The 25,221-nt window shown below is 74.6% G+C and carries 28 protein-coding genes; 15 read left to right on the forward strand and 13 right to left on the reverse strand.

Translation table 11 applies throughout. The annotated features are described in order from the left end of the window. Positions 1 to 2 precede the first annotated feature (2 nt). The 7 genes from pstA to ACFFKU_RS16075 all read right to left on the reverse strand — a co-directional run bounded on the left by pstA (position 3) and on the right by ACFFKU_RS16075 (position 8,552). Positions 3 to 1,088 carry a phosphate ABC transporter permease PstA gene (gene pstA, locus ACFFKU_RS16045; RefSeq protein ID WP_380139500.1) on the reverse strand — a complete coding sequence of 362 codons (1,086 nt, stop codon included), beginning with the start codon at positions 1,086 to 1,088 and terminating at the stop codon, positions 3 to 5. Then, the gene (pstC, locus tag ACFFKU_RS16050; RefSeq protein WP_380139502.1) at positions 1,085 to 2,041 is read right to left on the reverse strand and encodes a phosphate ABC transporter permease subunit PstC; all 957 of its coding nucleotides are present in this window, start codon (positions 2,039 to 2,041) and stop codon (positions 1,085 to 1,087) included. Before pstC ends, pstA begins: the two co-directional genes overlap by 4 nt. Before the next feature lie 154 nt (positions 2,042 to 2,195). After that, entirely contained in the window at positions 2,196 to 3,305 is a 1,110-nt protein-coding gene (gene pstS, locus ACFFKU_RS16055; RefSeq protein ID WP_380139503.1) for a phosphate ABC transporter substrate-binding protein PstS, read from the reverse strand. 254 nt (positions 3,306 to 3,559) lie between these two features. After that, positions 3,560 to 4,540, reverse strand: coding sequence for an NUDIX hydrolase (locus ACFFKU_RS16060; RefSeq protein WP_380139505.1), 981 nt, complete (start codon positions 4,538 to 4,540; stop codon positions 3,560 to 3,562). After that, positions 4,537 to 6,711 (reverse strand): RNA degradosome polyphosphate kinase, encoded by a 2,175-nt coding sequence (locus ACFFKU_RS16065; RefSeq protein WP_380139507.1) that lies wholly within the window; start codon positions 6,709 to 6,711, stop codon positions 4,537 to 4,539. Before ACFFKU_RS16065 ends, ACFFKU_RS16060 begins: the two co-directional genes overlap by 4 nt. Before the next feature lie 48 nt (positions 6,712 to 6,759). Next, complete coding sequence (gene mshD, locus ACFFKU_RS16070; protein ID WP_380139509.1) at positions 6,760 to 7,668, reverse strand: mycothiol synthase; 909 nt, start codon at positions 7,666 to 7,668, stop codon at positions 6,760 to 6,762. Then, entirely contained in the window at positions 7,665 to 8,552 is an 888-nt protein-coding gene (locus ACFFKU_RS16075) for a response regulator transcription factor (protein ID WP_380139511.1), read from the reverse strand. The genes mshD and ACFFKU_RS16075 overlap by 4 nt, the downstream gene beginning before the upstream one ends. A gap of 260 nt (positions 8,553 to 8,812) precedes the next feature. On the opposite strand from ACFFKU_RS16075, the gene ACFFKU_RS16080 reads away from it, so the two are divergent. The 5 genes from ACFFKU_RS16080 (at position 8,813) to ACFFKU_RS16100 (ending at position 12,483) form a co-directional block, all read left to right on the forward strand. After that, positions 8,813 to 9,589: a hypothetical protein gene (locus tag ACFFKU_RS16080; protein WP_380139513.1), complete on the forward strand. Its 777-nt coding sequence runs from the start codon at positions 8,813 to 8,815 to the stop codon at positions 9,587 to 9,589. A 184-nt stretch (positions 9,590 to 9,773) separates the two neighbouring features. Further along, positions 9,774 to 10,307: a heme-binding beta-barrel domain-containing protein gene (locus ACFFKU_RS16085; RefSeq protein WP_380139515.1), complete on the forward strand. Its 534-nt coding sequence runs from the start codon at positions 9,774 to 9,776 to the stop codon at positions 10,305 to 10,307. Then, on the forward strand, positions 10,304 to 11,386 hold the full coding sequence (gene ygfZ / locus ACFFKU_RS16090) for a CAF17-like 4Fe-4S cluster assembly/insertion protein YgfZ (RefSeq protein ID WP_380139517.1): 1,083 nt from the start codon (positions 10,304 to 10,306) through the stop codon (positions 11,384 to 11,386). Before ACFFKU_RS16085 ends, ygfZ begins: the two co-directional genes overlap by 4 nt. Before the next feature lie 97 nt (positions 11,387 to 11,483). Then, positions 11,484 to 12,065, forward strand: coding sequence for an RsiG family protein (locus ACFFKU_RS16095; protein ID WP_380139518.1), 582 nt, complete (start codon positions 11,484 to 11,486; stop codon positions 12,063 to 12,065). A gap of 61 nt (positions 12,066 to 12,126) precedes the next feature. Beyond that, positions 12,127 to 12,483 (forward strand): DUF2516 family protein, encoded by a 357-nt coding sequence (locus tag ACFFKU_RS16100; RefSeq protein WP_380139520.1) that lies wholly within the window; start codon positions 12,127 to 12,129, stop codon positions 12,481 to 12,483. Here the strand turns inward: ACFFKU_RS16100 and ACFFKU_RS16105 are convergent. Continuing rightward, positions 12,468 to 12,767 (reverse strand): hypothetical protein, encoded by a 300-nt coding sequence (locus tag ACFFKU_RS16105; RefSeq protein WP_380139522.1) that lies wholly within the window; start codon positions 12,765 to 12,767, stop codon positions 12,468 to 12,470. The two genes, ACFFKU_RS16100 and ACFFKU_RS16105, sit on opposite strands and share 16 nt — an antisense overlap. A 73-nt stretch (positions 12,768 to 12,840) precedes the next feature. Here ACFFKU_RS16105 and dtd point away from each other — a divergent pair, with 73 nt between their 5' ends. Further along, positions 12,841 to 13,278 carry a D-aminoacyl-tRNA deacylase gene (gene dtd / locus ACFFKU_RS16110; protein WP_380139524.1) on the forward strand — a complete coding sequence of 146 codons (438 nt, stop codon included), beginning with the start codon at positions 12,841 to 12,843 and terminating at the stop codon, positions 13,276 to 13,278. A gap of 2 nt (positions 13,279 to 13,280) precedes the next feature. Next, positions 13,281 to 13,796 (forward strand): macro domain-containing protein, encoded by a 516-nt coding sequence (locus ACFFKU_RS16115; protein WP_380139526.1) that lies wholly within the window; start codon positions 13,281 to 13,283, stop codon positions 13,794 to 13,796. A 21-nt stretch (positions 13,797 to 13,817) separates the two neighbouring features. On the opposite strand, the gene ACFFKU_RS16120 is transcribed toward ACFFKU_RS16115, so the two are convergent. Continuing rightward, on the reverse strand, positions 13,818 to 14,600 hold the full coding sequence (locus ACFFKU_RS16120; RefSeq protein ID WP_380139528.1) for a class I SAM-dependent methyltransferase: 783 nt from the start codon (positions 14,598 to 14,600) through the stop codon (positions 13,818 to 13,820). A gap of 144 nt (positions 14,601 to 14,744) precedes the next feature. Between ACFFKU_RS16120 and mshA the strand changes: the two genes are divergently transcribed. The 3 genes from mshA to ACFFKU_RS16135 all read left to right on the forward strand — a co-directional run bounded on the left by mshA (position 14,745) and on the right by ACFFKU_RS16135 (position 17,932). Continuing rightward, positions 14,745 to 16,052, forward strand: a complete 1,308-nt coding sequence (gene mshA, locus ACFFKU_RS16125; protein WP_380139529.1) for a D-inositol-3-phosphate glycosyltransferase — start codon at positions 14,745 to 14,747, stop codon at positions 16,050 to 16,052. Next, the gene (locus ACFFKU_RS16130) at positions 16,049 to 16,801 is read left to right on the forward strand and encodes a phosphoglyceromutase (protein ID WP_380139531.1); all 753 of its coding nucleotides are present in this window, start codon (positions 16,049 to 16,051) and stop codon (positions 16,799 to 16,801) included. Before mshA ends, ACFFKU_RS16130 begins: the two co-directional genes overlap by 4 nt. Before the next feature lie 63 nt (positions 16,802 to 16,864). Beyond that, the gene (locus ACFFKU_RS16135; protein ID WP_380140266.1) at positions 16,865 to 17,932 is read left to right on the forward strand and encodes a glycosyltransferase; all 1,068 of its coding nucleotides are present in this window, start codon (positions 16,865 to 16,867) and stop codon (positions 17,930 to 17,932) included. Between the two features lie 18 nt (positions 17,933 to 17,950). On the opposite strand, the gene ACFFKU_RS16140 is transcribed toward ACFFKU_RS16135, so the two are convergent. Next, the gene (locus ACFFKU_RS16140; protein WP_380139533.1) at positions 17,951 to 18,592 is read right to left on the reverse strand and encodes a hypothetical protein; all 642 of its coding nucleotides are present in this window, start codon (positions 18,590 to 18,592) and stop codon (positions 17,951 to 17,953) included. A 23-nt stretch (positions 18,593 to 18,615) separates the two neighbouring features. Continuing rightward, entirely contained in the window at positions 18,616 to 19,284 is a 669-nt protein-coding gene (gene phoU / locus ACFFKU_RS16145) for a phosphate signaling complex protein PhoU (RefSeq protein WP_380139534.1), read from the reverse strand. A gap of 183 nt (positions 19,285 to 19,467) precedes the next feature. On the opposite strand from phoU, the gene ACFFKU_RS16150 reads away from it, so the two are divergent. Beyond that, a complete protein-coding gene (locus ACFFKU_RS16150; protein ID WP_380139536.1) occupies positions 19,468 to 20,709 on the forward strand; it encodes a sensor histidine kinase in 1,242 nt (413 codons plus the stop codon). 14 nt (positions 20,710 to 20,723) lie between these two features. After that, the gene (locus tag ACFFKU_RS16155) at positions 20,724 to 21,404 is read left to right on the forward strand and encodes a response regulator (RefSeq protein ID WP_380139538.1); all 681 of its coding nucleotides are present in this window, start codon (positions 20,724 to 20,726) and stop codon (positions 21,402 to 21,404) included. A gap of 67 nt (positions 21,405 to 21,471) precedes the next feature. Here the strand turns inward: ACFFKU_RS16155 and ACFFKU_RS16160 are convergent, their stop codons facing one another. Then, complete coding sequence (locus ACFFKU_RS16160; protein ID WP_380139540.1) at positions 21,472 to 22,119, reverse strand: hypothetical protein; 648 nt, start codon at positions 22,117 to 22,119, stop codon at positions 21,472 to 21,474. Positions 22,120 to 22,372: 253 nt separating this feature from the next. Here ACFFKU_RS16160 and ACFFKU_RS16165 point away from each other — a divergent pair, with 253 nt between their 5' ends. Genes ACFFKU_RS16165 through ispF form a run of 3 tightly spaced genes read left to right on the forward strand, consistent with a single transcriptional unit; the run spans position 22,373 to position 24,041 of the window. Then, positions 22,373 to 22,855 carry a CarD family transcriptional regulator gene (locus ACFFKU_RS16165; protein ID WP_380139542.1) on the forward strand — a complete coding sequence of 161 codons (483 nt, stop codon included), beginning with the start codon at positions 22,373 to 22,375 and terminating at the stop codon, positions 22,853 to 22,855. 2 nt (positions 22,856 to 22,857) lie between these two features. Continuing rightward, positions 22,858 to 23,550, forward strand: a complete 693-nt coding sequence (gene ispD / locus ACFFKU_RS16170; protein WP_380140267.1) for a 2-C-methyl-D-erythritol 4-phosphate cytidylyltransferase — start codon at positions 22,858 to 22,860, stop codon at positions 23,548 to 23,550. After that, a complete protein-coding gene (gene ispF, locus ACFFKU_RS16175; protein WP_380139544.1) occupies positions 23,547 to 24,041 on the forward strand; it encodes a 2-C-methyl-D-erythritol 2,4-cyclodiphosphate synthase in 495 nt (164 codons plus the stop codon). Before ispD ends, ispF begins: the two co-directional genes overlap by 4 nt. Here the strand turns inward: ispF and ACFFKU_RS16180 are convergent. Next, positions 24,031 to 25,209 (reverse strand): AI-2E family transporter, encoded by a 1,179-nt coding sequence (locus ACFFKU_RS16180; RefSeq protein ID WP_380139546.1) that lies wholly within the window; start codon positions 25,207 to 25,209, stop codon positions 24,031 to 24,033. The two genes, ispF and ACFFKU_RS16180, sit on opposite strands and share 11 nt — an antisense overlap. Between the last annotated feature and the right edge of the window lie 12 nt (positions 25,210 to 25,221).

The following is a 25,221-nucleotide window of genomic DNA, read 5'->3' on the forward strand; positions in this document are numbered from 1 at the left end:
GCTCAGCGACTGCCCTTGGGGGCGAAGTAGCGGGAGATCATCCGGGCGACGAGGTTGAGCAGCATCACCAGGATGATCAGGACCATGGCGGCTGTCCAGGCCCGGTCGTAGCCGGCCTGGGCGGGGATGCCCGGGTTCTGGTACGAGAAGTACGCGAAGGTCGGCAGCGTCGTCATGCGGCCCTCGAGCACGTTGAAGTTGGTCCCGGTGATGTAGCCGATCGTCAGCAGCAGCGGCGCGGTCTCCCCGGCGACGCGGGCCACGGCCAGGGTCACGCCGGTGGCGATGCCGGAGACGCTGGTCCGCAGCACGACCTTGACGATCGTGCGCCACTTCGGGACGCCGAGCGCGTAGGCGGCCTCGCGCAGGTCGTTCGGGACCAGCTTGAGCATCTCCTCGGTCGCCCGGACGACGACCGGGATCATCAGCACCGACAGGGCCAGGGCGCCCATCAGCCCGATGCGCATCTCCGGCCCGACGAGGAGCACGAAGACCGCGGCGATGAACAGACCGGCGACGATCGAGGGGATCCCGGTCATGACGTCGACCAGGAAGGTGATCGCCTTGGCCAGCTTGGACCCGGCGCCGTACTCGATGAGGTAGACCGCGCAGAGCACGCCGACCGGCACCGAGATCAGGGTCGCGAAGAGGGTGATGAGGATCGTGCCCCAGATCGCGTGCAGCCCGCCGCCGCCCTCGCCGACGACCCCGGTCATCGTCCAGGTGAAGAAGGTCGGGTCGAAGCGGGCGATGCCCCGGCTGACCACGGTCTGCACCACCGAGACCAGCGGCACCATGGCCAGCAGGAAGGCCATCGTCACCAGGGAGGTGACCAGGCGGTCCTTGGCCTTGCGGGCGCCCTCCTTGGCCCGGGAGACGGAGACGATCAGGACGAGGTAGGCCAGCGCCGAGACGACGGCCAGGGATCCCCAGGAGAACCCGCCGGGGACGGTCAGCGCGGCACCGAGGGCCACCGCGACCAGGACGAGGACACCGGGCACCCAGCGGGGCAGCTTGCCCGCGGTCAGCGAGGTGTCGAGCGCGGCCAGGGTGTCCCGCGACGGCTGCGGATCGGTCGTCGTGGTCATGCCTTCACTCCAGAGCGCGAGACGATCCAGCGGGCGAGGAAGTTCACCAGGAACGTGATGACGAAGAGGGCGAGACCGCTGGCGATGAGGACGTTGACGGTGATGCCGTAGGCCTCGGGGAACGCCAGCGCGATGTTCGCGGCGATCGTCGAGGGGTTGGTCGTGCTGATCAGGTTCAGGGTCACGATGTTGGAGGTCGAGAGGACCAGGGCGACGGCCATGGTCTCGCCCAGCGCACGGCCGAGGCCCAGCATCGCGGCGCTGGTGACCCCGGAGCGGCCGTAGGGCAGCACGGCGTACTTGATCATCTCCCAGCGGGTGGCGCCGAGGGCCAGGGCGGCCTCCTCGTTCAGCCGCGGGGTCTGCAGGAAGACGTCGCGCGAGATCGCGGTGATGATCGGCAGGATCATCACGCCGAGCACCAGGCCGGCGGTGAAGATCGTGCGGCCCGACGCCGAGGCCGGCCCGGCGAAGAACGGGATGAACGACGCGTTCTCGGCCAGCCAGGCGTAGACCGGCACCATCCACGTCGAGAGCACGACGATGCCCCAGAGGCCGTAGACGACCGAGGGGACCGCGGCCAGCAGGTCGACCAGGTAGCCGAGGCTCTGGGCCAGCCGGCGCGGCGCGAAGTGGGAGATGAACAGCGCGATGCCGACGGCGACCGGGGTCGCGGTCGCCAGGGCGATGATCGCGGCCAGGATCGTCCCGAACAGCAACGGCCAGATGTAGGCGACCAGGCCCTCACCGCCGGGGATGTCCGCCGGGGCGGCGACGATCGCGGGCAGCGACTGGATGATCAGGAAGGCGGCGACCAGGGCGAGCACCAGCAGGATGGTCACCCCGGCCGCGGTCGCGATCCCGCGGAACACGCTGTCGCCGATGCGTTTGGTCCCGGTCGCGATGGGCGAGCCGATCGGCTCGCTCCTGGGCGGTGGTGCGGTGGTGCTCACCCGTTCCTCCTGAGTCGTGCGGTGAGTGCGGCGGCCCGGGACGGTTCCCGGTGATCTCACGACGACGGGCGGTCCGGCGGCTGCCGGGACCGCCCGTCGTCGTGTCGGTCCTGCGGTGGAGCTACCCGGCCCGGGGACCGGGGGTGGATCTGGGTCAGGCGCCGATCCGGTTCAGGGACTCGGTGATCTTGCCGCTCAGCTCGTCGGAGATCGGGGCGTTGCCCGCGCTCTTGTTCGCGGCCTCCTGGCCCTCGGAGCTCGCGATGTAGGACGCGTAGGCCTTGACCAGCTCGCCCTGCTTGGCGTCCTCGTAGGAGGAGCACACGACCAGGTAGGAGACCAGGACGACCGGGTAGGCGCCGGCCTCGGTGGTGGCGCGGTCGATCTCGATGGCGATGTCGCCCTCGGGACGGCCCTCGGCCTCGGGGGAGGCGTCGACGGCCTTGGCGGCGGCGTCGGCGGTCGGGCCGACCCACGCGTCGCCGACCTTGACCTTGGCGGCGCCGAGCTGGGTGCCCGCGACCTGGCTCTCGTCGGCGTAGCCGATGGCGCCCTCGCCGGCCTGGATGGCCTGGACGACACCGGAGGTGCCCTGGGCGGCCTCGCCACCCTGCAGCGGCCACTCGCCGTCGGCCTCGTTCGTCCACACGTCGCCCGCGGTGGTGTGCAGGTAGTCGGTGAAGTTCTCGGTGGTGCCCGAGTCGTCCGAGCGGTGCACGGGGGTGATGCCCGTGGCGGGGAGGGTCTTGCCCGGGTTGTCGGCGGCGATCTCGGCCGCGTTCCAGCTGGTGATCGTGCCCGCGAAGATGCCGGCCAGGGTGGCGGGCGAGAGCTGCAGGTCGGTCACGCCCGGCAGGTTGTAGGCGATCGCGATGGGGGAGACGTAGACCGGCAGGTCCATGGCGTTGCCGTTGTTGCACCGGGACTCGGCCTGGGTCAGCTCCTCGTCCTTCAGGGCGCGGTCGGAACCGGCGAACGGCACGGCGCCGTTGAGGAACTGCTCGCGGCCACCGCCCGAACCGACGGCGTCGTAGCTGACCTGCACGTCGGGGTTGGCGGCGTTGAAGCCGGCCTGCCACGCGGTCTGCGCGGCCGACTGCGAGGTCGCGCCGGCGCCGGCGAGGCTGCCGCTCAGGGTGGAGGCGCTCTCGGTCGAGCCGGACGCCCCGGTCTGGGTCTCGTTCGCGCCGGAGCAGGCCGCCAGGCCGAAGGTCAGGGCCAGCGCGGCCGGGAGGGCGGCGCGGCGGAGGACGGTGCGGTTCACGGGAGCTCTCGCTTTCACTCGTCGGGCGCGCGGGATCGGCGCGCACCTGGGCTCGACGTGATGGCACGCTAAACAGACGAGGTGAAGCGGTGGCTCGGCCCGGGTGAACGGGGCGTGAACCTGGCGGGTCAATGGTCAGACATGATGACCAAGGGAGGATGACCGGAAGGTAAACCACCGCGACTTATGACACCTGGTGCATCTCTCGTCGCTCACCGTGTGCCCTGGTCGCCCGCCCGGGTGGGGTCGACGTGTCAGGCGTCGTGGCGCTCCACGGCCGCGACCCGGGCCTGGGGTCCCTGGCCCACGACGTGCGCGACGACGAACTCGCCCTTGCCCAGCTTGGCCTCCAGCACCGCCGCGGCGGAGACGGGGGACAGGTCGGCGAGGCGGGCCTGCAGGTCGGGCAGGAGCGGCCCGTGGGTGCACAGCACCACCCCGTCGGCCCGCTCGTAGACCTCCTCCAGCGCCGCGTGCCAGCCGCGCGGGTCCTCGGCGTGGGCGGCCTCGGTCAGGGCCGGGTCCTCGTGCACGGGCCAGTCGTTGAGGTCGGCGGCCGGAAGCACGGTCTGCACGCAGCGCGCCCAGGGAGAGGTGCGCACCCCCCGGACGTCCCAGCAGGCCAGCAGCGGGGCCAGCCGGTGGCTCTCCTCGTGACCGCGGTCGAGCAGCGGGCGTTCGGCCTCGCCGCCCCGGAAGTCGCTGCGCGACATCGCCTTCGCGTGCCGCAGCACGATGAGCGGCCAGGTCGGGACCCCCTCGCCCAGCCGGTCCAGCTCGGCCAGCGCGTCGTCCAGCAGCTCGACGTCGTGGGCGTAGGACAGCCGCTCGCGGGCGGCCGCGGCGGTGAGCCACTCGACGTCGTCCACCTCGTCGGGCGCCGGGGTGGTGGCCGTGTCGTCGTCGGCGGCGAAGGCCAGCCAGTAGCGGATCCGCTTGGAGCGCCCGTCGGCGACGCGGTAGCGACGTTCGGGCAGCGGCAGGGAGAGCCGGGGGCGCAACCCCGTCTCCTCCCAGGTCTCGCGGACGGCGGCGGCGGGCGGGGCCTCCCCGCCGTCGAGCTTGCCCTTGGGCCAGGACCAGTCCCGTTGGTGGTTGACCGTGGTCGGGCGGTGCACCAGCAGGAACTCCGGCCCGCCCGGCCCGGGACGGACGACGAGGCAGCCCGCCGCCTCGATCTCCGGCCGGGGGGCGTCCGTCGCGCTCCTCGTCGGGGCCGCGCTGGTGACGGTCATCGCCGGCGCGGGCTGGGGCGACGACCGGGTCGGGTGGCGATGATGTGCTCCTGCAGGTCGAGCAGGCGCTTGCCGTCGGCCGTGCGCGCGTGCCGGACCCACTCCCCGTCGGGCTGCAGGTGCCAGGAGCTCGTCGTGTCGCTCATCCCGGTCTCCAGCAACGTCGTGACCTCGCGCACGTGACGGGGGTCGGACAACCGCACGACGGCCTCGACGCGGCGGTCCAGGTTGCGGTGCATCATGTCGGCGCTGCCGATCATCACGACCGGGTCTCCGCCCGAGGCGAACCAGAAGATGCGGCTGTGCTCGAGGAAGCGACCCAGGATCGAGCGGACCCGGATGTTCTCGCTCAACCCCTCGATGCCCGGGCGGAGCGCGCAGATCCCGCGGACGAGCACGTCGACCGGCACCCCGGCCTGCGAGGCGCGGTAGAGGGAGTCGATGACCGCCTCGTCCACGATCGAGTTCATCTTGAACTTCACCCCGGCGGGCAACCCCTGCCGGGCGTTCTCGATCTCGCGGTCGACCCGGTCGACCAGTCCGGTGCGCAACGAGCGGGGCGCGACCAGCAGACGCTTGTAGGCCGTCTTGGGGGCGTACCCGGAGAGCTGGTTGAACAGCCGGGTCAGGTCCTCGCCGACCTGCGGGTCGTCGGTGAGCAGCCCCAGGTCCTCGTAGATGCGCGCGGTCTTGGGGTTGTAGTTGCCCGTCCCCACGTGGCAGTAGCGCCGCAGCCCGCCGGACTCCTGCCGGACGACGAGGCTGAGCTTCGCGTGCGTCTTCAACCCGACCAGGCCGTAGACGACGTGCACCCCGGCCTGCTCCAGCTTGCGGGCCCAGGAGATGTTGGCCTGCTCGTCGAAACGCGCCTTGATCTCGACCAGCGCGAGCACCTGCTTGCCGGCCTCGGCCGCGTCGATGAGCGCGTCGACGATGGGGGAGTCGCCCGACGTCCGGTAAAGGGTCTGCTTGATGGCGAGGACGCGGGGGTCGGCCGCGGCCTGCTCCAGGAACGCCTGGACGCTCGTGGAGAACGAGTCGTAGGGGTGCTGCAGCAGGACGTCGCGGTTGCGGATGGCCGCGAACAGGTCCGACGGCTTGGCCGTCTCGGCCCCGTCGGTCAGGTCCCGGTGGGTGCGGGCCACGAACTTCGGGTACTTCAGCTCCGGGCGGTCCAGGTCGGCGATGTCGTTCAGGCCGCGCAGGTCCAGGGGCTCGGGGAGCTCGTAGACCTCCTGCTCGTGCACGCCGAGCTCGCGCACCAGCAGGTCGCGGACGGTCGGGTCGATGTCCGGGGCGACCTCGAGCCGGACCGGCGGGCCGAACCGGCGCCGCAGCAGCTCCTTCTCCAGGGCCTGCAGCAGGTTCTCGGCGTCGTCCTCCTCGACCTCCAGGTCCTCGTTGCGGGTGACCCGGAACGTGTGGTGCTGGACGACCTCCATGCCGGGGAACAGCTGGTCGAGGTGCACGGCGATGACGTCCTCGAGCGGCACGAAGCGCGCCGCCCGCACGGGGGTGTCCTCGTCGGCCCGGTCCACGGCCACGAACCGCGGCAGCAGCGGCGGGACCTTGACCCGGGCGAAGTGCTCCTTGTCCGTGGTCGGGTTGCGCACCACCACGGCGAGGTTCAGCGAGAGCCCGGAGATGTAGGGGAACGGGTGGGCCGGGTCCACCGCGAGCGGGGTGAGCACCGGGAACACCTGGTCGCGGAAGAACCCGTGCAACCGGACCTGGTCCTGCGAGCCCAGCTCGTCCCAGCGCACGATGGTGATGCCCGCCTCGGCCAGCGCCGGGCGGACCTGCTCGGCGAAGGTGGCCGCGTGCTGCTCCGTCAGGTCGTGCGCGCGCACGCTGATCGCGTCGAGGACCTCGCGCGGTTCCAGCCCCGAGGCGGCCGTGACGGCGAGCCCGGTGGCGATGCGCCGCTTCAGCCCGGCCACCCGGACCATGAAGAACTCGTCGAGGTTGGCGGTGAAGATCGCCAGGAAGCGGGTCCGCTCCAGCAGGGGCAGGTCCGGGTCCTGGGCCAGCTGCAGCACGCGCTCGTTGAACGCCAGCCAGGAGACCTCGCGGTCGGCGAACCGGTCCGGGGGGAGTTCGGCGGTGGGGGTGGAGGAATCGTCACGCGGGAGGGCCGGACGGGGGGTGGTGGCCCGGGTGGTGGCGCTCATGGCCAGCATCCTGCCACTGCCCCCCGGATCAGGGTGCGGGCGCGGTGCTCACGCGGAGGGGACGCGGGCGTACTGCACGTCGACCCCCGCGACGCGGAATCCCAGACCCGTGTAGAGCCTCACCGCCGCGGTGTTGTCCCCGTCGACGTACAGCTCGACGACCCGCAGGTCGGGAGCCCCGACCAGGCCGCGCAACCCGTGGCGCAGCAGGGTCCGGCCGAGCCCCTGCCCGGCCGCGGCGGGGGAGACGCCGAGGACGTACAGCTCGCCGACGCCGTCCTCGACCTTCATCCAGCAGAACCCGAGCAGGTCGCCGGTCGGGTCCTCGGCCAGGGTCAGCCGGTCCGCCTCGAACCAGGGTTCGCGCTGCCGCGCCCGGAGGTCGTCGACGGTCCACGCCCCCTGCTCGGGGTGGTGGGCGAAGGCCGTCGCGTTCAGCGCCGTCCAGGCCGCGTCGTCCGGCCCGGGGCGGAACGCCCGCAGCCGTACCCCGGCGGCGGGTTCCGGGGCGGGCACGTCGGCCAGGTCGGCCGCGGGCCGTTCCATGCGCAGCAGCTCCCGCTGCCGGCTCCACCCCCGTCGCGCGGCCAGGGCGCGAGCGCCCGGGGTGTCCCCGTGCGACCACAGCAGGGCCCCGTCGGGAGCGAGGTCCTCGACCTCGGCCAGCAGGGCCGCGCCGTGGCCCCGGCCGCGGTGGGCCGGGTCGACGAGCAGCTCACCGGTCAGCGGTCCGCCGGCGGTCGACGTGACGAGCTGGGCGTAACCGACGACGGCGTCCGCCCCACCCTCGGTGCGCAGGAGGTGGAGCACCCCCTCGCCCGGGGTCGCGAGGGCCAGCCGGGCGTCCTCGCTGAGCGAGGTGGCCCCGTCGGCGCGCGAGGCGGCGGCGGCCAGCGCCTCGACGGCGGCGACCTCGGCGGGCGCCGGCCGGTCCCGACGGCGGGTCCGGCCGCTCACGGGCGGCTGCCCGCCCCGCGCAGGGGGCTGGGCCGGCGGGCCGCGGCGGGGACGACGGGGGCGGTCGAGCCGATGACGGCACGCGGGCGCTCGCCCGGCACCCCGGCCAGGGTCGGGCCGGCCGCGGGCCCGCCCGGCGCCGCCGCGCCCCCCGCGGCCTCGCCCGGCGTCGACGCGTCCTCACCCGGCTCCTCGTCCTCACGTCCGCTGGCGACGAAGCGGTACCCGACGTTGCGGACGGTGCCGATGGTGTTCTCGTGCTCGGGGCCGAGCTTGGCCCGCAACCGGCGCACGTGGACGTCGACCGTGCGGGTGCCGCCGAAGTAGTCGTAACCCCAGACCTCCTGCAGCAGCTGGGCGCGGGTGAACACGCGGCCCGGGTGCTGGGCGAGGTGCTTGAGGAGCTCGAACTCCTTGTAGGTGAGGTCGAGGTGGCGGCCCTTGACCCGGGCCGAGTAGGCGGCCTCGTCGATGGTGACGTCCCCCGCGCGGATCTCCCCGGGCGGCTCGTTCTCGGCCTCCTCGGCCGGACGGCGACGACGGCCCGCCGCCAGCCGCAACCGGGCGTCGAGCTCGGCCGGCCCGCAGGTGTCGAGCAGGACGTCGTCGGCGCCCCAGTCGGCGGCGACCGCGGCCAGGCCCCCCTCGGTGAGGACGAGGAGCACGGGTTGCACCAGACCGGTCGTGCGCAGCAGGCGGCAGAGCGAACGCGCGGCGGCGAGCTCCCGGCGACCGTCGACCAGCACCGCGTCGCCGGCGGGTTCGTCGACGAGGACGGAGGCCTCGGCCGGGAGGACGCGGACGGTGTGCGGCAGCAGCCCCAGGGCGGGCAGCACCTCGGTGGAGGGACTCAGCGCGTTCGTCAGGACGAGGATCTGGGCCACGGGTGTCCGGTCCTCCTTCACCTGGTTCGGGCCGACCGGCGGGGGACGCCGGTGGCGGGGGCCTGACCCGTCGGAGGGTCGGGGCCACCGCGCACGGGGGCCTCGCCCGGCTCCGTCGCGCCTCGTTCACCTCGAGGTTACCCGGCGGGGGCGGCGGCCGACCCCGTGACGCCGAGCTTGCCCCCGAGCTCATCCCTCGAGCTCATCGATCGAGCTCGCCCACCGGGGACGTCGCGGCAGGCTCTGCGAGACTGCGGGGCGTGAGCACCTCTTCGACGGCCGTCGGCGCGACCGCTCTGGCCGTGGTGCTCGCCGTCGCCGGGTACGCGCCGGGGTCGGTGGTGGTCGTCCTGGCCGTCCTGCTGGGGTCGGTGGTCTTCGCCCTCGGCTGGCCCGAGCTCGTCGACCTGCCGAGCCCGCGGGGCAGCACCGCCGTGGTGGCCGGGACCGGACTGGCCGCGGCGGTCGTGGTCGCGATCGGGGTCCGGACGTCCCTGGACCTGCTCGACTGGCTGCCCGCGACCGCCGCGGTCGCCCTCCTCGCCGCCTTCGTCCACCAGCTGCTGCGGCGCGACGGCCGGCCGCGCATGGTCGAGTCGGTGGCCGGGGTGGTCGCCGCGCAGGCGGTGGTCGTCCTCGGCGCCGTCTGGGTCGCGCTGCCCGCCACGGTCGCCAGCTGGGACTTCGCGGTCGTCGCGCTCACCGGTCTGGTGGCGGCCGTCGCGGTCAACGCCTCCGCCTGGCCGTTGCGCATCTCCGGCCCCCTGGGGCTGGTCGCGGCCGGCGCCGCGGCCTGGGTCGCGGCCACCGCCTTCGAGCTGACCGGCACCGACCCGGAGAGCGCCACCAGCCTGCGCTGGGCGCTGAGCGGGGTCGTCGCCGGGATCGGCGCCGGCCTCGTCGTGGCCGCCTGGCGCGCGCACCTGACCCGGTTGCCCGCGGCGCACCGGACGCCCCCGGCGCTCGCGGTCGCCGCCGCCCCCGTGCTGGTCACCGGCGGGGTCGCGTTCGTGATCGGGCGGCTCGCGGTCGGCTGAGGGCGTGCCCCGGGCGTCGTGACCCTCACCACCGTGACCGGCCCGGGGGCGGGGCCGCGGGTAGGCTCGGCCCGTGCACGCTCTCGAGGTCTTCTTCCTGGTCCTGCTGATCGTGGTGACGCTCGTCATCACCTGGTTCGCGGGTTTCGTGGTCTACCGGCTCTACAAGGGCCAGCGCTGAGTCGTGCCCATCCCGCTCAGCACGGACACCCCCACCGACCTCGTCCCCCTCGCCTGGCTCATCGGCCGGTGGGAGGGCGCGGGCGTCCTCGGACACCCGGGACGGGGTGAGGAGGACACGCGCTTCGGCCAGGAGGTCGAGTTCCGGCACGACGGTCGCGGGTTCCTGCACTACTCGGCGACGAGCTGGGCCCTCGACGGCTCCGGGGCGACGACGCACCCGCTCGACGTCGAGACCGGGTACTGGCGTCCCGTCGGGCTCGGCCCCGCCGAGGGCGACGGCCCCCGCCCGGTCGAGCTCGAGGTGCTGCTCAGCCACCCCACCGGGGTCGTCGAGGTGCTCGTCGGCCGCGCGGTCGGCCCCCGCATCGACCTGAGCACCGACGTGGTGGCCCGGACCAGCACGGCGCACGAGTACACCGCCGCGCAGCGCATGTACGGCCTGGTCGAGGGCGACCTCCTCTGGGCCCTGGACGTCGCCGCCGACGGCCACCCGATGCGCTCCTACGCCTCCGCGCGGCTGAAGCGGGTCCCATGACCCGGTCCCCGCTGCTGCAGCGCCCCGGCGCCGTGGCCGCCGAGGGGCCGGACGCGGGGGTCGCCTGGCACTACGGCGACCCGACGGGTGAGCAGCGGGCCCTGGTGGCCGGGACGGCCGTCGTGGACCTCTCCCACCGCGGCACCGTCGTCGTCACGGGTCCGGACCGGTTGTCGTGGTTGCACAGCATGACGACGCAGGCGCTCACCGGGCTGTCGCCCGCCTCGGGGGTGGAGAGCCTCGTCCTCAGCCCCAAGGGGCACGTCGAGCACGCCCTGCACGTCGTCGACGACGGGGCGGCGACCTGGGTCGGCGTCGAGCCGGGCACCGCCCCCGCGCTGCTGGAGTGGTTGCAGCGCATGCGCTTCATGCTGCGGGTCGAGGTCGAGGACGTCAGCGCCGACTGGGCCGTGCTCGGCGAACCGAGCGCCGCGACGGGCGACGGGACGGTCTGGGTCGACCCCTGGCCGGGGGCCACCCCGATCGGTGAGGGCGGCAGCGCCGACACGGCGAGCTACAGCGCCGTGAGCACCCTGGAGCACCCCGGCGCCGCGCGCCCGTGGCGCGAGGTCCGGGTGCCGCGTGCGCAGCTGGCCGAGGCGGTGGGGGATCGCCGGTTGGCCGGGACCTGGGCGGCCGAGGCCCTGCGCGTCGAGGCCTGGCGCCCGCGGCTGGGGCGCGAGACCGACCACCGGACCATCCCGCACGAGGTCGACTGGTTGCGCAGCGCGGTCCACCTGCACAAGGGCTGCTACCGCGGCCAGGAGACCGTCGCCCGGGTGCACAACCTCGGGCGCCCGCCGCGCCGACTGGTCTTCCTGCACCTGGACGGCTCCGGGCACGACCTCCCGGCGCACGGGGACGACGTCGTGCTCGCGGGGAGGAAGGTCGGGCACGTGACCACCGCGGCCCGCCACCACGAGCTGGGCCCGGTCGCCCTCGCCCTGGTCAAACGCTCGGTGGCGGTCGACGCCGAGCTGTTCGCCCTGGCCGGCAGCGCACCCGGCCCGTCGCCGGAGGAGGAGCGCGACGCCCCGCGTCCCATCGCCGCGGCCCAGGAGGTCGTCGTCGCGCCCTGACGGGTCCCCGCCCGGCGACGTCACTCTTCCGTCATACTCCTTGCACGGATTGTTGCTGGGCGACGGCGCTGCGCCGTCGCCAGGAGAGGAGACGGCCATGAGCACGGGGTACCAGGCCGGCGGACGCCGCCCGCTCGACCGGATCCTCGCGCCGGAGTTCCTCGCGGGGGTCGAGGACCTCCCGCTGGAGGAGGTCCGGGACCGGCGCAACCTGGCCGAGCAGGAGGAGGCCGACCTGTCCTACGCGCGCCGGCTGCTGCAGGGACGGCTGGACATCCTCGGCTCGGAGTCGCGGCGCCGCGCCGGCGACGACGGCGCCGTGGCCGTGACCGGGACGCGCACCGACGCCGAGCTGGTCCTGGCCCTCACCGACGTCCTCACCGAGGCCCGGCGCAGCGACCACGGTTCGGGACGGCACACCTCGGTGGCGCCGAGCCGGGTGGGCGAGCACCGTCGCCGGGCCGAGGCCGCCGTCGCCGACCCGCAGCTGTCCGACCCGGGCGCGCTGGACGACGAGGCGCTGGAGGAGGCCACGGCGCAGCTGCAGGAGCTCGAGAGCGAGCTCTCCGGCGACCGGCACCGGGTGCAGGTGGTCATGGACAGCCTCACCGAGGAGATCAGCCGCCGCTACCGCGACGGGGACGTCTCGGTCGACGACGCGCTGCGCACCGCTCGCTGAGCGGCACCCGGCGGTCCCCGCGCAGCGGCCCCGTCGCCGACCCGGCCCGTAGGATCGCCTCGTGGACATCTTCGTGGGAGCCCAGTCGCTCGTCCTGTTCGTCCTGACCATCGGCATCTTCGCCGTCGAGGTCTGGGCGCTGGTCGACGCGGTCCGGCGCCCGGCGGCCGCCTACACGGCCGCAGGCAAGAAGACCAAGACGTTCTGGGTGGCGATCCTGGCCGTGGCGGCTGCGATCGGCCTCGTCTTCCTGCCCACCAGCTTCTACGGCGCCGGCTTCCCGAACATCTTCGGCATCGTCGCGGTCGTGGCCGCCGCGGTCTACCTGGCCGACGTGCGGCCCGCGGTCCGGCAGTTCTCCGGTCGCCGTCGCGACGACCGCGACAACCGTCACCAGGGCCCCTACGGCCCCTGGTGACGCGCGGGGGTCCGCGCCCCCGTGAGCGAGCGGTATCCGCAGCGCAGCGCGGTCACCGCCGCCAGCAGCAACGCCAGCACCGACAGCACGTCGGCCTCGGTGAACCCGCGCTCGGCGTTGAAGACCACCAGCACCCGCCCCTCGACGGGTTGGTTCACGCGCGACCAGACCGCCGCGAGGATCCCCAGCAGCAGCGCCAGGTCCCACCGCGGACGCAGCAGCGCCCCCAGCCCGGCGACCGCGAGGGCCAGCAGGACCAGGGGAACCACGATCGGCACGTCCACCTCGGCAGCCTAGGTGGCCCGGCCGGGACGGGTGGGACGGGCGCGGGTCGGGGACGAGGGTGAAGATGATCGGGTGCGAGCGGTGGTGCAGCGGGTCGTCCGGGCCGAGGTCCGGGTGGACGGACCGGAGGGTCCCGAGGTCGTCGGAGCCCTGGACGGGCCCGGCCTGCTCGTCCTGCTCGGCGTGACCCACGACGACGGTCCCGACCAGGTCGCCTTCATGGCCCGCAAGATCGCCGAGCTGCGCCTGCTGCGCGAGGAGGTCTCGGTGGCCGCCTCGGGCGCCGGGGTGCTGCTGGTCAGCCAGTTCACGCTCTACGGCGACACCCGCAAGGGGCGCCGACCGACCTGGAACGCGGCCGCCCCCGGCCCGGTGGCCGAACCCCTGGTCGAGGCCGTGGCCCTGGCGCTGCGCGAGCGGGGCGTCCCCGTCGAGACCGGACGCTTCGGCGCCGACATGGCGGTCGAGTCCGTCAACGACGGGCCGTTCACGCTGCTGCTGGAGGCCTGAGGGTGCAGATCGAGGCCGTCCGCGGCGACATCGTCGAGCAGACGCTCGACGTGGTGGTCAACGCCGCCGACCGTCGTCTGCTCGGCGGGGGCGGGGTCGACGGGGCCATCCACCGGGCGGCCGGACCCCGGCTGCTGGACGAGTGCCGCCGCCTGCGCCGCGACGTCCTCCCCGACGGCCTCGGGCTCGGGCAGGCGGTGGCCATGCCCGGCTTCGACCTCCCCGCCCGCTGGGTGGTCGCCGTCCGGGGGCCGAACCGGTTGCGGGGGGAGCGGGACCCGGCCGACCTGCACTCCTGCGCGGTGCAGGCGGTGCGGGTCGCCCGGGGGCTCGGGGCGGACACCCTGGCCCTGCCCCTGGTCGGGGCCGGCGTGTTCGGCTGGTCGCCCGAGGAGTCGGCCCGTGCCCTGGTCGCCGGGGTCCGGGCCGGGGCCGGTCTGGAGCTCGTGCGGTTCGTGCTCGCCTCGGCGGCCGCCCTGGAGGCGACCCGGGAGGCCCTGGCGGCCCGGGACGCGTGACGGCACCGGACCGGACGGGGCTCAGCGGGGCGCGACCGCGGACCAGTCCAGGGTCAGCTCGCCGAGGCGCCAGCGGGCCGCGGAGTCCAGCACCGGCCAGTCCGTGGCCAGGTCCCGGCACGTCGCGATCCACCGCTGGCGCACCCCGAAGGTCCCGGCCGGGGCGGCCCGCGCCCACGCCGACTCCGCCGCGCGCAGCAGGTCGTGCACGCCCTCCCCGGGCACGTTGCGGTGGATCAGCGCCTTCGGCAGCCGCTCGGCCAACGCGGCGGGGCCGGGCAGGTCGGCCAGCCGGGCCGCGAGCGTCAGGGAGACCGGACCCCGCTCGCGGTCCAGGGCCACCCAGGTGCTGCGGCGGCCCAGCTCGTCGCAGGTCCCCTCGACCAGCAGACCCCCGGGGGCCAGCCGCGAGCGCAGCAGCTCCCAGCTCGCCGCGACCTCGGCCTCGTCGTACTGCCGCAGCACGTTGAAGGCCCGGACCAGCACCGGGGCGCCCCCGCCGGGGACCCCCAGCTCGAACCCGCCGAGGTGGAACTCCGGGGCGTCGGCCCGGGCGGCGACGTCGGCCCGGGCCCGCTGCACGCGCTCGGGGGAGATCTCCAGCCCGACCACCCGGACGTCGGGACGGACGCGGCGCAGCCAGCGCTGCAGGTCGAGGGTCGTGAACGCCCGGGCGCCGTAGCCGAGGTCCACCACCAACGGGTCGACGGAGGCCCGCAACCGGCGGGCCTGGGTCTGCGCCAGCCACCGCTCCACCCGGCGCAACCGGTCCGGGCCGGTCGTGCCCCGCGTCGGCGAGCCCACCGGGACACCGACCCGATCACGCCGGTGCGCGCGGGGGGCGGCAGACTGCTCGGGCGGCCGGGGCACCGGCCGACGGTAGCCCAGCCCGGCCGCGGTCCCGGGTCGGCCGGGCGCCGTGCGGACGGATCGGACAGGACGGTGCCGGTGGAGCCGGTGGAAGTGCGGCGGGTGGCGCTGGTCTCGGTGCACACCTCCCCCCTGGAGCAGCCGGGGACCGGGGACGCGGGCGGCATGAACGTCTACGTGCTCGCGCTCGCCGAGCGGCTGGCCGCGACCGGGGTCGAGGTCGAGGTGTTCACCCGACGGACCTCCTCACGGCTGCCGCCGGTGATCGAGGCCGGCCCGGGCATCCTGGTCCGCCACGTCGACGCCGGCCCCTTCGAGGGGCTGGCCAAGGAGTCGCTGCCCGGGCAGCTCTGCGCGTTCACCGCCGGGATGCTGCACGCCGAGGCCCGCCGCCCCGAGCGGCACTACGACGTCGTGCACAGCCACTACTGGCTCTCCGGGCAGGTCGGCTGGTTGGTGGCCGACCGCTGGGACGTCCCGCTGGTGCACTCCATGCACACGATGGCCCGGGTGAAGAACGCGCACCTGGCCCAGGGCGACACCCCGGAACCGGACGGCCGCATCATCGGCGAGCAGCAGGTCGTCGACGCCGCCGACCGGCTGGTGGCCAACACCGAGGAGGAGCGGGCGGACCTGATCCGCTGCTACGACGCCCCGCCGGAGAAGGTCCGGGTGGTCACCCCCGGGGTCGACCTCGCGACCTTCGTGCCCACCCGGCCGGGCGACCCGGACGGACCCGGGGAAGGGCGCCGGGCCGCGCGTCGGCGGCTGGGGCTGCCCGAGGACGCCGAGATCGTCCTCTTCGTGGGTCGCATCCAGCCGTTGAAGGCTCCGGACGTGCTGGTCCGGGCCGTGGCCGACCTGCTCAGCGCCGAACCGGAGCGTCGGCACCGGCTGCGGGTCGTCGTGCTCGGCGGTCCGAGCGGGTCGGGGTTGAGCAGTCCGCGGGCGCTCGCCGAGCTGGTCCGCGCGCTCGGCCTCGAGGACGTGGTGACCCTGGCCCCGCCCGTGCCCCGGGCCCAGCTCGCCGAGCACTACCGCGCGGCCGACCTGGTCGCGGTGCCCTCCTACAACGAGTCCTTCGGGCTGGTGGCGCTGGAGGCGCAGGCCTGCGGGACCCCGGTCCTGGCCGCCGACGTGGGCGGGCTGCCCAGCGCGGTCCGCGACGGGACGACGGGCCGGCTGGTCCGGGGGCACGAGGCCTGGGCGTGGTGCCGGGCCCTGCGGGAGCTGCTGGACGCCCCCGAGCTGCGCCGCCGGATGGGCGGGGCCGCGGTCCGGCACGCCTCCGGATTCGGCTGGGACCGCACGGCTGAGGCCACCCTGAGCGTGTACCGCGATGCGGTGGAGGCCCGGGGTCGGCGCTGGATAGGGTCTGGAGCATGACCCAGAGCGCGCACACCCTGGTCCTCCTCCGCCACGGCGAGAGCGAGTGGAACGCCCTGAACCTGTTCACGGGCTGGGTCGACGTCCCCCTGTCGGAGAAGGGGCGGGCCGAGGCCGCCCGCGGTGGCGTGCTGCTGCGCGAGAGCGGCGTCCTGCCCGACGTCATGCACACCTCGCTGCTGCGTCGCGCGATCACCACCGGCCACCTGGCCCTGGACGCGGCCGACCGCCTCTGGATCGACGTCAAGCGCAGCTGGCGGCTGAACGAGCGGCACTACGGTGCGCTGCAGGGCAAAGACAAGAAGCAGACCCTCGCGGAGTTCGGCGAGGAGCAGTTCATGCTCTGGCGCCGTTCCTACGACACCCCGCCCCCGGAGATCGAGCTCGGGTCGGAGTTCTCCCAGGACGCCGACCCGCGCTACGCCTCGCTGGGGGCCGACGCGCCCCGCACCGAGTGCCTGGCCGACGTCGTGGCCCGCATGGTGCCCTACTTCGAGTCCGAGGTGGTCCCCGACCTCCAGGCGGGCAAGGTCGTGCTGCTCGCCGCGCACGGCAACTCGTTGCGGGCGCTGGTGAAGCACCTCGACGGCGTCTCCGACGAGGACATCGCCGGGCTGAACATCCCCACCGGCATCCCGCTGGTCTACGAGCTGGACGCGGCACTGCGCCCGGTGACGCCCGGTGGGCGCTACCTGGACCCGGAAGCGGCGGCCACCGCGGCCGCCGCCGTCGCCGCCCAAGGGCGCTGACTGCCGGCCCGACCACGGCTGCTGGTCGTCGAGGGGGCCCTGCGGGACAACGGGGGCCTGCGGATCAGCCATGACTTCGCGTTCCGCTGGACGCGGGAGGGCCACCGGGTCCGGTTCCTCGTGCTCGAGGCGGTCGCGGACGGGCCGGGGGTCTTCACCCCCGAACCGGAGCTGGACGTGGTCTTCGCCTCTCCCCGCCCGGGCCGCTTCCGGCGCACCGCGCCGCGCATCCTGGCCGAGACCTTCGGGCAGGTGCGCCGGGCCGACGTCGTGGTCTCGGGCAGCGAGGTCGGCTACCAGCTGCTGTTCGGCTGGCTGGCCACCCGGGTGCTGCGCAAGCGGTTCGTCATGCTCGTGCAGAGCCGGCTGCCCGACGCGGTCGCGGCCTGGACGCCGGGCCGGCTGCGCCCGTTGCTGTCCTTCGTCCACCGCCGGGTGGACGCGGCCGTCTGCGTCTCCCCGGGTCTGGTGCCCGACGTGCTGGCCGCGGGGGTGCCCGCCGAGCGGATCCACGTCGCCCGGGTCGGCATCGACTCCGACGAGGTGCTGCGGCGCGCGGGCCGCGACGGCGGCCCCGAGCGCGGCAGCCGTCCGCGGATCGTGGCGGTCGGGCGGTTGGCCCGGCAGAAGGGTTTCGACGTCCTCCTCGACGCGTTCGCCCGGGCCCGCGGTGCGGGCCTGGACGCCGAGCTGGTCGTCGTCGGCGAGGGTGAGGAACGGGAGGCGCTCGAGGCGCAGGCGGCCGAGCTCGGCGTCGCCGACCGCGTCCACCTGCCGGGGCACGTCCCCGACGCGCAGACGATCATCGCCGGAGCCGACCTCTTCGTGCTCTCCTCGCGCTACGAGGGGCTGGGGCTGGTGCTGCTCGAGGCCCTGGCCCACGGCGTCCCGGTGATCGCCACCGACTGCCCGACCGGCCCGCGGCACGTCCTGGACGACGGGCGCCACGGCGAGCTGGTGCCGGTCGAGGACGCGGACGCGCTGGGCCGGGCGATCCGACGTCACTTCGAGCGCCCGCAGGACCGGCGCGGGGGCGGGGTGCCGTCGCAGCAGCGGGCCCGCACGTTCGACCAGGCGGCCGCGGCCGAGGACCTCGCCGCCTACCTGGAGTCGCTGGCGAGCACCGGCTGACCCGGCGACGGGCGTCCGTCAGCCGGTGGTCGTCGCCGTGCCCGCGCAGGCGGTGTCGACGGCCTGCTGCAGGCGTTGCTGGGCCGCTACGGCGTCCGCGCCCGAGGGGGCCGCGGGGTCGGTGCCGGCCAGGGACGCCCCCGCCTCGTCGAGCCGGTCCAGCGCCGCGGTCAGGGCCTGGGTGGACCCGTCGCCCAGCGAGACGTCTCCCGCGGCGGCCGCGAGGCGGGCGAAGTAGGCCTGGACCAGGCGGGCGTCGGGCAGGTGCTCGGCGTCGGCCGCGTCCACGACGGCCGCGTAGTAGTCCGGTCCGTCCTGGACCGTCACCAGCGCGTAGACGGACTGGGCCCGTGGATCTCCCCGGGAGATCCCGAGCTCGTCCAGCGTGCGGCTGAACTCCTCGTCCAGGACGCGCTGCGCCGAGGCCACGGCCGCGCAGTCCAGGCCGCTCGTCCCCCCAGGGGTGGCGGTCGCCCCGGTCCCGGCGCCCGTGGTCGTGGCGCTGCCGGGGTCCGGGGCGGGGGTGGTCGTCGTCGCGGCGACCGTCCCGGTGTCGGAGGGTGGGGCCGTCGGCCCGGTGCAGGCGACGACGGCCCCCGCCGCGCCGGCCACGAGGCCCACGACGAGGGCGAACCGGCGCCCGGCCCGTGCAGCCTCCACGGTCCGGACGCTACACCGGTGGGTCAGCCCGCGAGCTGGTCGCGCCGCGGGACCTCGTGCTCGCCGGTGACCAGGAAGACGACCGAGCGCGCGACGGACACGGCGTGGTCGGCGAAGCGCTCGTAGTAGCGGCTGCACAGGGTCAGGTCGACGGCGACCTCCGTGCCGACCTCCTGCCCGTGCTGCTGCAGGAACGTGAAGACCGCACGGTGCAGACGGTCCATCTCGTCGTCGTCGATCTCCATCTCGCCCGCCACCGCGATGTCGCGCGAGGCGATGACGCTGCCGGCCTTGGCCACGATGCGCTGGGCCACCTGGCCCATCTGCAGGATGGTGGCGCGGATCTCGGGCGGGACGACGCTGCCCGGGTGGCGCAGCCGGGTCAGCTTGGCCACGTGGCGGGCCAGGTCGCCCATGCGTTCGAGGCTGGAGGCCATGCGCAGGGCGGTCACCACGACGCGCAGGTCGGTGGCCACGGGCTGCTGGCGGGCCAGCAGGAGCAGCGAGCGCTCCTCCAGGTCGCGCTCGAGGGCGTCCAGGCGGGAGTCGGCGGCGATGACGGACTCGGCCAGCGCACGGTCGGAGTCCAGCAGGGCGGTGGTCGCCCGGCTCATCGCGGACTCGGCGAAGTGGGTCATCTCGACCAGGGTGTCGACCAGACCCGCCAGCTCGTCGTGGAAGACGTTGCGCACTGCGATCCCTCACTTCTGCGGACGATGTCGCAGGATTTGCGGCACCAGTGCTCGAAAGGCTGTCAGCCGGCGGTGAACGATCGGCCGCCCGCAGATGAACGTTGCCCGGCCCGACCCCGACATCATGCGCCGGAACGGCTCGCGCGTCAGGACGGCGGACGGTACAACCGTACGCTGTCCGACGTGGTGACGGATCTGACGACCTCGATCGCCGCGGCGGTCGGGGTGGTCACCGGCGCCGCGGGGGTCCTGGCGTTCCGGTTCTCGGAGCGGCGCCAACGTTCCACGGAACCGGCCGCGGGGTCGCGCCCGCTGCCCCCCGGGGTGAGCGACGTCCTGCAGGCCCTGCGCACGTCCGCGGTCGTCGTCGACGTCGACGACGCCGTGGTCAAGGCGAGCGCGGCCGCCTACGCCACCGGCGTCGTCAGCGGCGGGGAGCTCGTCCACGCGAACCTGCGCGAGATGGCCCGCTCGTGCCGGCGCGACGGGCTGATCCGCGAGCAGGAGGTCGAGCTGGAACGTCGGCTCGGTCGTCCCTCCCTGGTCGTCCTCGCCCGGGTCTGCCCGCTGGGTCCCGACCACGTGCTCCTGCTGCTGGAGGACCGGACCGACGCCCGTCGTGTGGAGGCCGTGCGCCGCGACTTCGTCGCCAACGTCTCCCACGAGCTCAAGACCCCGGTGGGGGCCCTGTCCCTGCTCTCCGAGGCCGTCGAGGACGCCGCCGACGACCCGGACGCGGTCCGGCACTTCTCCCAGCGGATGCGGCGGGAGTCGCGCCGGTTGACCCAGCTCGTGCAGGAGATCATCGACCTGTCGCGGTTGCAGGCGGCCGAGGGTGTCGTGCAGCCCGCGCTGCTGCCGGTGGACGCGCTGGTCGCCGAGGCCGTGGACCGGGTCTCCAGCGTCGCCCAGCAACGGGAGTCCGAGGTCGTCGTCGCCGGGGAGCGCGGGCTGCAGGTCGTCGGCGACCGCGAGCTCCTCATCACCGCCGTGCGCAACCTGGTCCACAACGCCCTGGCCTATTCCCCGGAGGGCAGCCGCGTCGTGGTCGAGGTCCGGCGGGCGACGGAGTCGCAGACCCGGGAGCGGGCCGTGGACATCGCCGTCTCCGACCGCGGCGTCGGGATCGGCCCGGCCGACCTGGAACGCATCTTCGAACGGTTCTACCGCGTGGACCCGGCCCGGTCCCGATCGACCGGCGGGACCGGGCTGGGTCTCTCGATCGTCAAGCACGTGGCGAGCAACCACGGGGGCGACGTGCGCGTGTGGAGCGTGGAGGGCGAGGGCTCGACCTTCACCTTCCGGCTGCCCGAGGCGGCCGCGGCCACCGGCTCCACGCCGGCCGCGTCCGTGACGACCCGAACGTCTGCAACGACCGGAACGACCCTGCCGCGGCCCGTTGGCCGCGCAGCCGACGACGCCTGAGTGGAGGCCCGACCGTGACCCGGATCCTGGTGGTGGAGGACGAGGAATCGTTCTCCGACCCGCTGTCGTACCTGCTTCGCAAGGAGGGCTACGACGTGGCGGTGACCGACAGCGGTCCGGCCGCGCTCGACGAGTTCGACCGGGCCGGCGCCGACCTGGTGCTGCTCGACCTGATGCTCCCCGGCCTGCCGGGGACGGAGGTGTGCCGGCAGCTGCGCACCCGCTCCAGCGTCCCGGTCATCATGCTCACCGCGAAGGACTCCGAGATCGACAAGGTCGTGGGGCTGGAGATCGGGGCCGACGACTACGTCACCAAGCCCTACTCCTCCCGGGAGCTGCTGGCCCGGGTCCGGGCGGTGCTCCGGCGGGGCGCCGAGCCCGAGGACCCGGTGCTGACCACGGTCGAGGCCGGTCCGGTCCGGATGGACGTCGACCGGCACGTCGTCACCGTCCACGGGGAGCAGATCTCGTTGCCGCTGAAGGAGTTCGAGCTGCTGGAGCTGCTGCTGCGCAACTCCGGGCGCGTGCTGACCCGGGTCCAGCTCATCGACCGGGTGTGGGGCTCGGACTACGTGGGCGACACCAAGACGCTGGACGTCCACGTCAAGCGGCTGCGGGCCAAGATCGAGGTCGACCCGTCCAACCCCCAGCACCTGGTGACGGTGCGGGGTCTCGGGTACAAGTTCGAGACCTGAGCACGAAGGGCCCGGACCTGAGCGGTCCGGGCCCTTCGTCGTGCTGCTGCGTGCGTGCGCCGGCGGTTCAGTGCTCCCCGCCGAGGAGGTCGCCCTCCTGGGGGCCGCAGGTCGCGGAGGCGGTCGGCGCGGCCGTGGCACCGGGCGCGGCGGTGGGCAGCAGCTCGGAGTACTCGAAGCACGGCAGCACGATCGGCACCGCGAGCGTGATCTCGTCCCCGCCGGCGCTGAAGGTCAGCGGCGTCGTCTGACCCGGGACGTCGGGAACCTGGGGGAGCTGCAACCAGCCCGGGAGCGTCTGCCCGGCGGCGGCCTCGGTGGCGGCGGCCTCGGTGCTGCCCTCGGTGGCGGTGCTCGTGGCCGCCTCGGGGTCGCCCACGCGCAGCACCCCGCCCGCGGGCACGTCGAACTGGGCCGAGGGGGCCGAACCCGAGGCGACGTCGCTCGCGACGGTGACGGTGGCGGCCTCCTCGCCCGTGTTGACGAGCGTCACCGAGACCACACCGGGCTGGTCGACCCCGGAGGAGACGATCAGGGCGTTGCGGACGTCGACGTCGCCGAGGTTGCCCTGCAGGCCGTCACTCGGGTCGTAGGGCTTGAGCACCGTCGGGGGGGAGAACACCGCGCAGCTGCTGAGGCCGAAGGTGCCGGCCACGGCGAGCAGGAGCGGCACGGCCCGCACGGTCCGACGGTTCTTCCCAAGGCTCAGCATCACGTCCGCCAGCGTAGCGGGCGGTGCCGCAGCAGGGGCGGCGGGCCGCAACGACACGGCGTCGTTCTCGCCGGTCCGGGGCGCGTCGGTCGCGACCACCGGGCCCCGACGCGGCTGCTCGATGCACGTCGAGGCGGGGCTGTCAACCCCCGATGGTCCCGCCTCACCGGCTCTGACCTGCACAAACGTCGACGTGAGGGGTACCTGGCCCCACGGTGCCGTGGTAAAGTAGAGCCAGGGAAAGGGGTCACTCTCTATGGCTTTCACAGTCGGCGAAACGGTTGTCTACCCCCACCATGGGGCCGCACTGATCGAGGAGATCAAGACCCGCACCATCAAGGGCGAGGAGAAGCTCTACCTCGTCCTCAAGGTTGCTCAGGGCGACCTGACGATCGAGGTGCCCGCGGACAACGTGGACCTCGTCGGGGTTCGCGACGTCGTCGGGCGCGAGGGGTTGGACCGGGTGTTCTCGGTCCTGCGCACCCCCTACGCCGAGGAACCGACGAACTGGTCGCGCCGCTACAAGGCCAACCTGGAGAAGCTGGCGTCGGGTGACGTCATCAAGGTCGCCGAGGTCGTCCGTGACCTGTGGCGCCGTGACCAGGACCGCGGCCTCTCGGCCGGGGAGAAGCGCATGCTGGCCAAGGCCCGGCAGATCCTCGTCTCCGAGCTCGCGCTCGCCGAGAACACGAACGAGGACAAGGCCGAGACGCTGCTCGACGAAGTTCTCGCCTCCTGAAGATCGGTCTCGTCGTCCCGGCCGCCGGCCGGGGCGACCGTCTCGCGGCCGGACGCCCGAAGGCGTTCGTCCTGCTCGCCGGTGAACCGCTGCTCGTCCACGCCGTCCGCGGCGCCCTCTCGTCGGGCGTCGTGGACGTCGTCGTCGTGGTGGTGCCCGCCGGGATGCGTGACACCGTGCTGGAGCTGCTCGCCCCCCTCGACTGCCCCGACCTGCGGGTCGTCGTGGGCGGCGGCGAGCGGCAGGACTCGGTCCGTGCGGGCGTGCACGCCCTCCCGTCCGACGTCGACGGGGTCCTCGTGCACGACGCCGCGCGCTCCCTCGCCCCGCCACGGGTGTTCGTCGACGTCGTCGCGGCCCTGGAGGCGGGAGCCGTCGCCGTCGTCCCCACCCTCGCCGTGAGCGACACCATCAAGCGCGTGGTCGACGGGGTCGTGGTCGAGACCGTCGACCGGCGGGAGCTGGCCGTCGTGCAGACCCCCCAGGGCTTCCGCCACGACGCGCTGCACGCGGCGCACGAGGCGGCCCGCGGAGCCGCCCCCGCCACCGACGACGCGGGCATCCTCGAGGCGCTCGGTCACGAGGTCCGGGTCGTGCCCGGTGCCCCCGAGGCCATCAAGATCACCCTCCCGCAGGACCTGCTGCTGGCCGAGGTGCTCGTCGGTGCCGCCCCGACCGCCCCGGTGGCCCCGTGAGCACGCCGCTGCCCCGCGTCGGGACCGGCGTCGACGTCCACGCCTTCGAGGTGGGCCGGGAGTGCTGGGTCGCCGGGTTGCACTGGCCGGGCGAACCGGCCGGGCTGGCCGGGCACTCCGACGGCGACGTCGCGGCCCACGCCTGCGCCGACGCGCTGTTCGCCGCGGCCGGGCTCGGCGACCTCGGGCAGCACTTCGGCACCTCGCGACCCGAGTGGGCCGGGGCGGCCGGGACCGCGCTGCTGGCCGAGGCGGCCCGGCTGGTCCGCGCCGCGGGCTTCGAGATCGGCAACGTCTCGGTCCAGGTCGTCGGTCTGCGCCCGAAGATCGGCCGGCGCCGCGACGAGGCCCAGGCCGCCCTCTCCGCCGCCTGCGGGGCTCCCGTCGCGGTCTCCGGGACCACGACCGACGGGCTGGGCTTCACCGGCCGCGGTGAGGGGCTCGCCGCCGTCGCGACCGCCCTGGTCGTCGCCGGACCGCTCACCAGCTGATCGTCGGCCCGCCCGGCCGGGGCACGGGGTCGAGGCTGCGACGGAGGAAGCGCAGGACCGTCACCACCGCGGTCGTCAACGGCACCGCCAGCAGGGCGCCCACGAGCCCGGACAGGCTGAGGCCCACCACGACCGCGGCCAGCACCACGGCCGGGTGCAGGCGGGTGGGGCGCCCGGGCAGCCGCGGGGCCAGGAGAACGCCCAGCAGCAGCTGACCGAGGACGAGGACGGTCGCCACGGCGAGGCCCGTCCCGACGTCCACCGTGACGGCGGCGACCAGCACGGCGACGACGCCGACCGCGGCCGCCCCCACGACCGGGACCCAGGCCGCGGCGAAGGCGAGCACCGCCACCGGCAGCCACAGCGGCACCCCGGCCAGCAGCAGCGCCACCCCCACCAGCACCGCCCCGGCCCCGGCCGTCGCCGTGCGTTCGACGACGTAGTGCTGCGTGCCGGTCCAGAGCTGGTGGGCCAGGGCGGCCGCGCGGCGCGCCGAGGTCTCGTCCAGCCACCGCCGCGACCACGGCAGGATCCGGTCGCCGTCGCTCAGCAGGAAGAAGGCCAGCACCCCCACCAGCAGGACGGTGAGCAGACCGCCGGCCAGGGTGGCCCCGATCGTGGTGATCCCGCCCAGCACGTAGAAGGCGATGGCCTGGGCGTTGGCCTGCATCTGGGCGAGGACGTCCTCGACCAGCCCGCCGAGCGCGTCGTCGCCGAGCGACAGCGGCGGCCCCGTCACCCAGACCTGCAGCCGGTCCAGCCCGCTCACCACGGAGAAGGCCAACCGCCCGACCTGGGTGGCCAGCTGGGGCAGCGCCGTCGAGAGCGCACCCAGCGCGACGACGGTCACCCCGAGCAGGCAGACGAGGGCCGCGACGACCCGGGGGAGCACCATCCGCAGCAGCGCGACCAGCGGCCAGAGGACGGCGGTGAGCAGGACGGCCAGGATCAACGGCAGCAGCAGCGGCCAGGCGAGCGCGAGCAGGTAGACGCTGCCGACGCCGACGAGGGCCAGCACGAGGACCCGCAGCGCCCAGACCGAGAGGCGCCGGAGGAGCTCGGCCAGGCGCACCGGGGCCGAGGGGCCCGGCCCGGGACCCTCGTCCGGGGCCCGGGGAGGCTCGGGGAGCGGGGCGGGGCGGGCGCCCGTCGACGGTGTCCGGCCCATGCTGCGGACCCT

The sequence above is a fragment of the Kineococcus gynurae genome (assembly GCF_042433995.1).
Taxonomy (GTDB): Bacteria; Actinomycetota; Actinomycetes; order Actinomycetales; family Kineococcaceae; genus Kineococcus; species Kineococcus gynurae.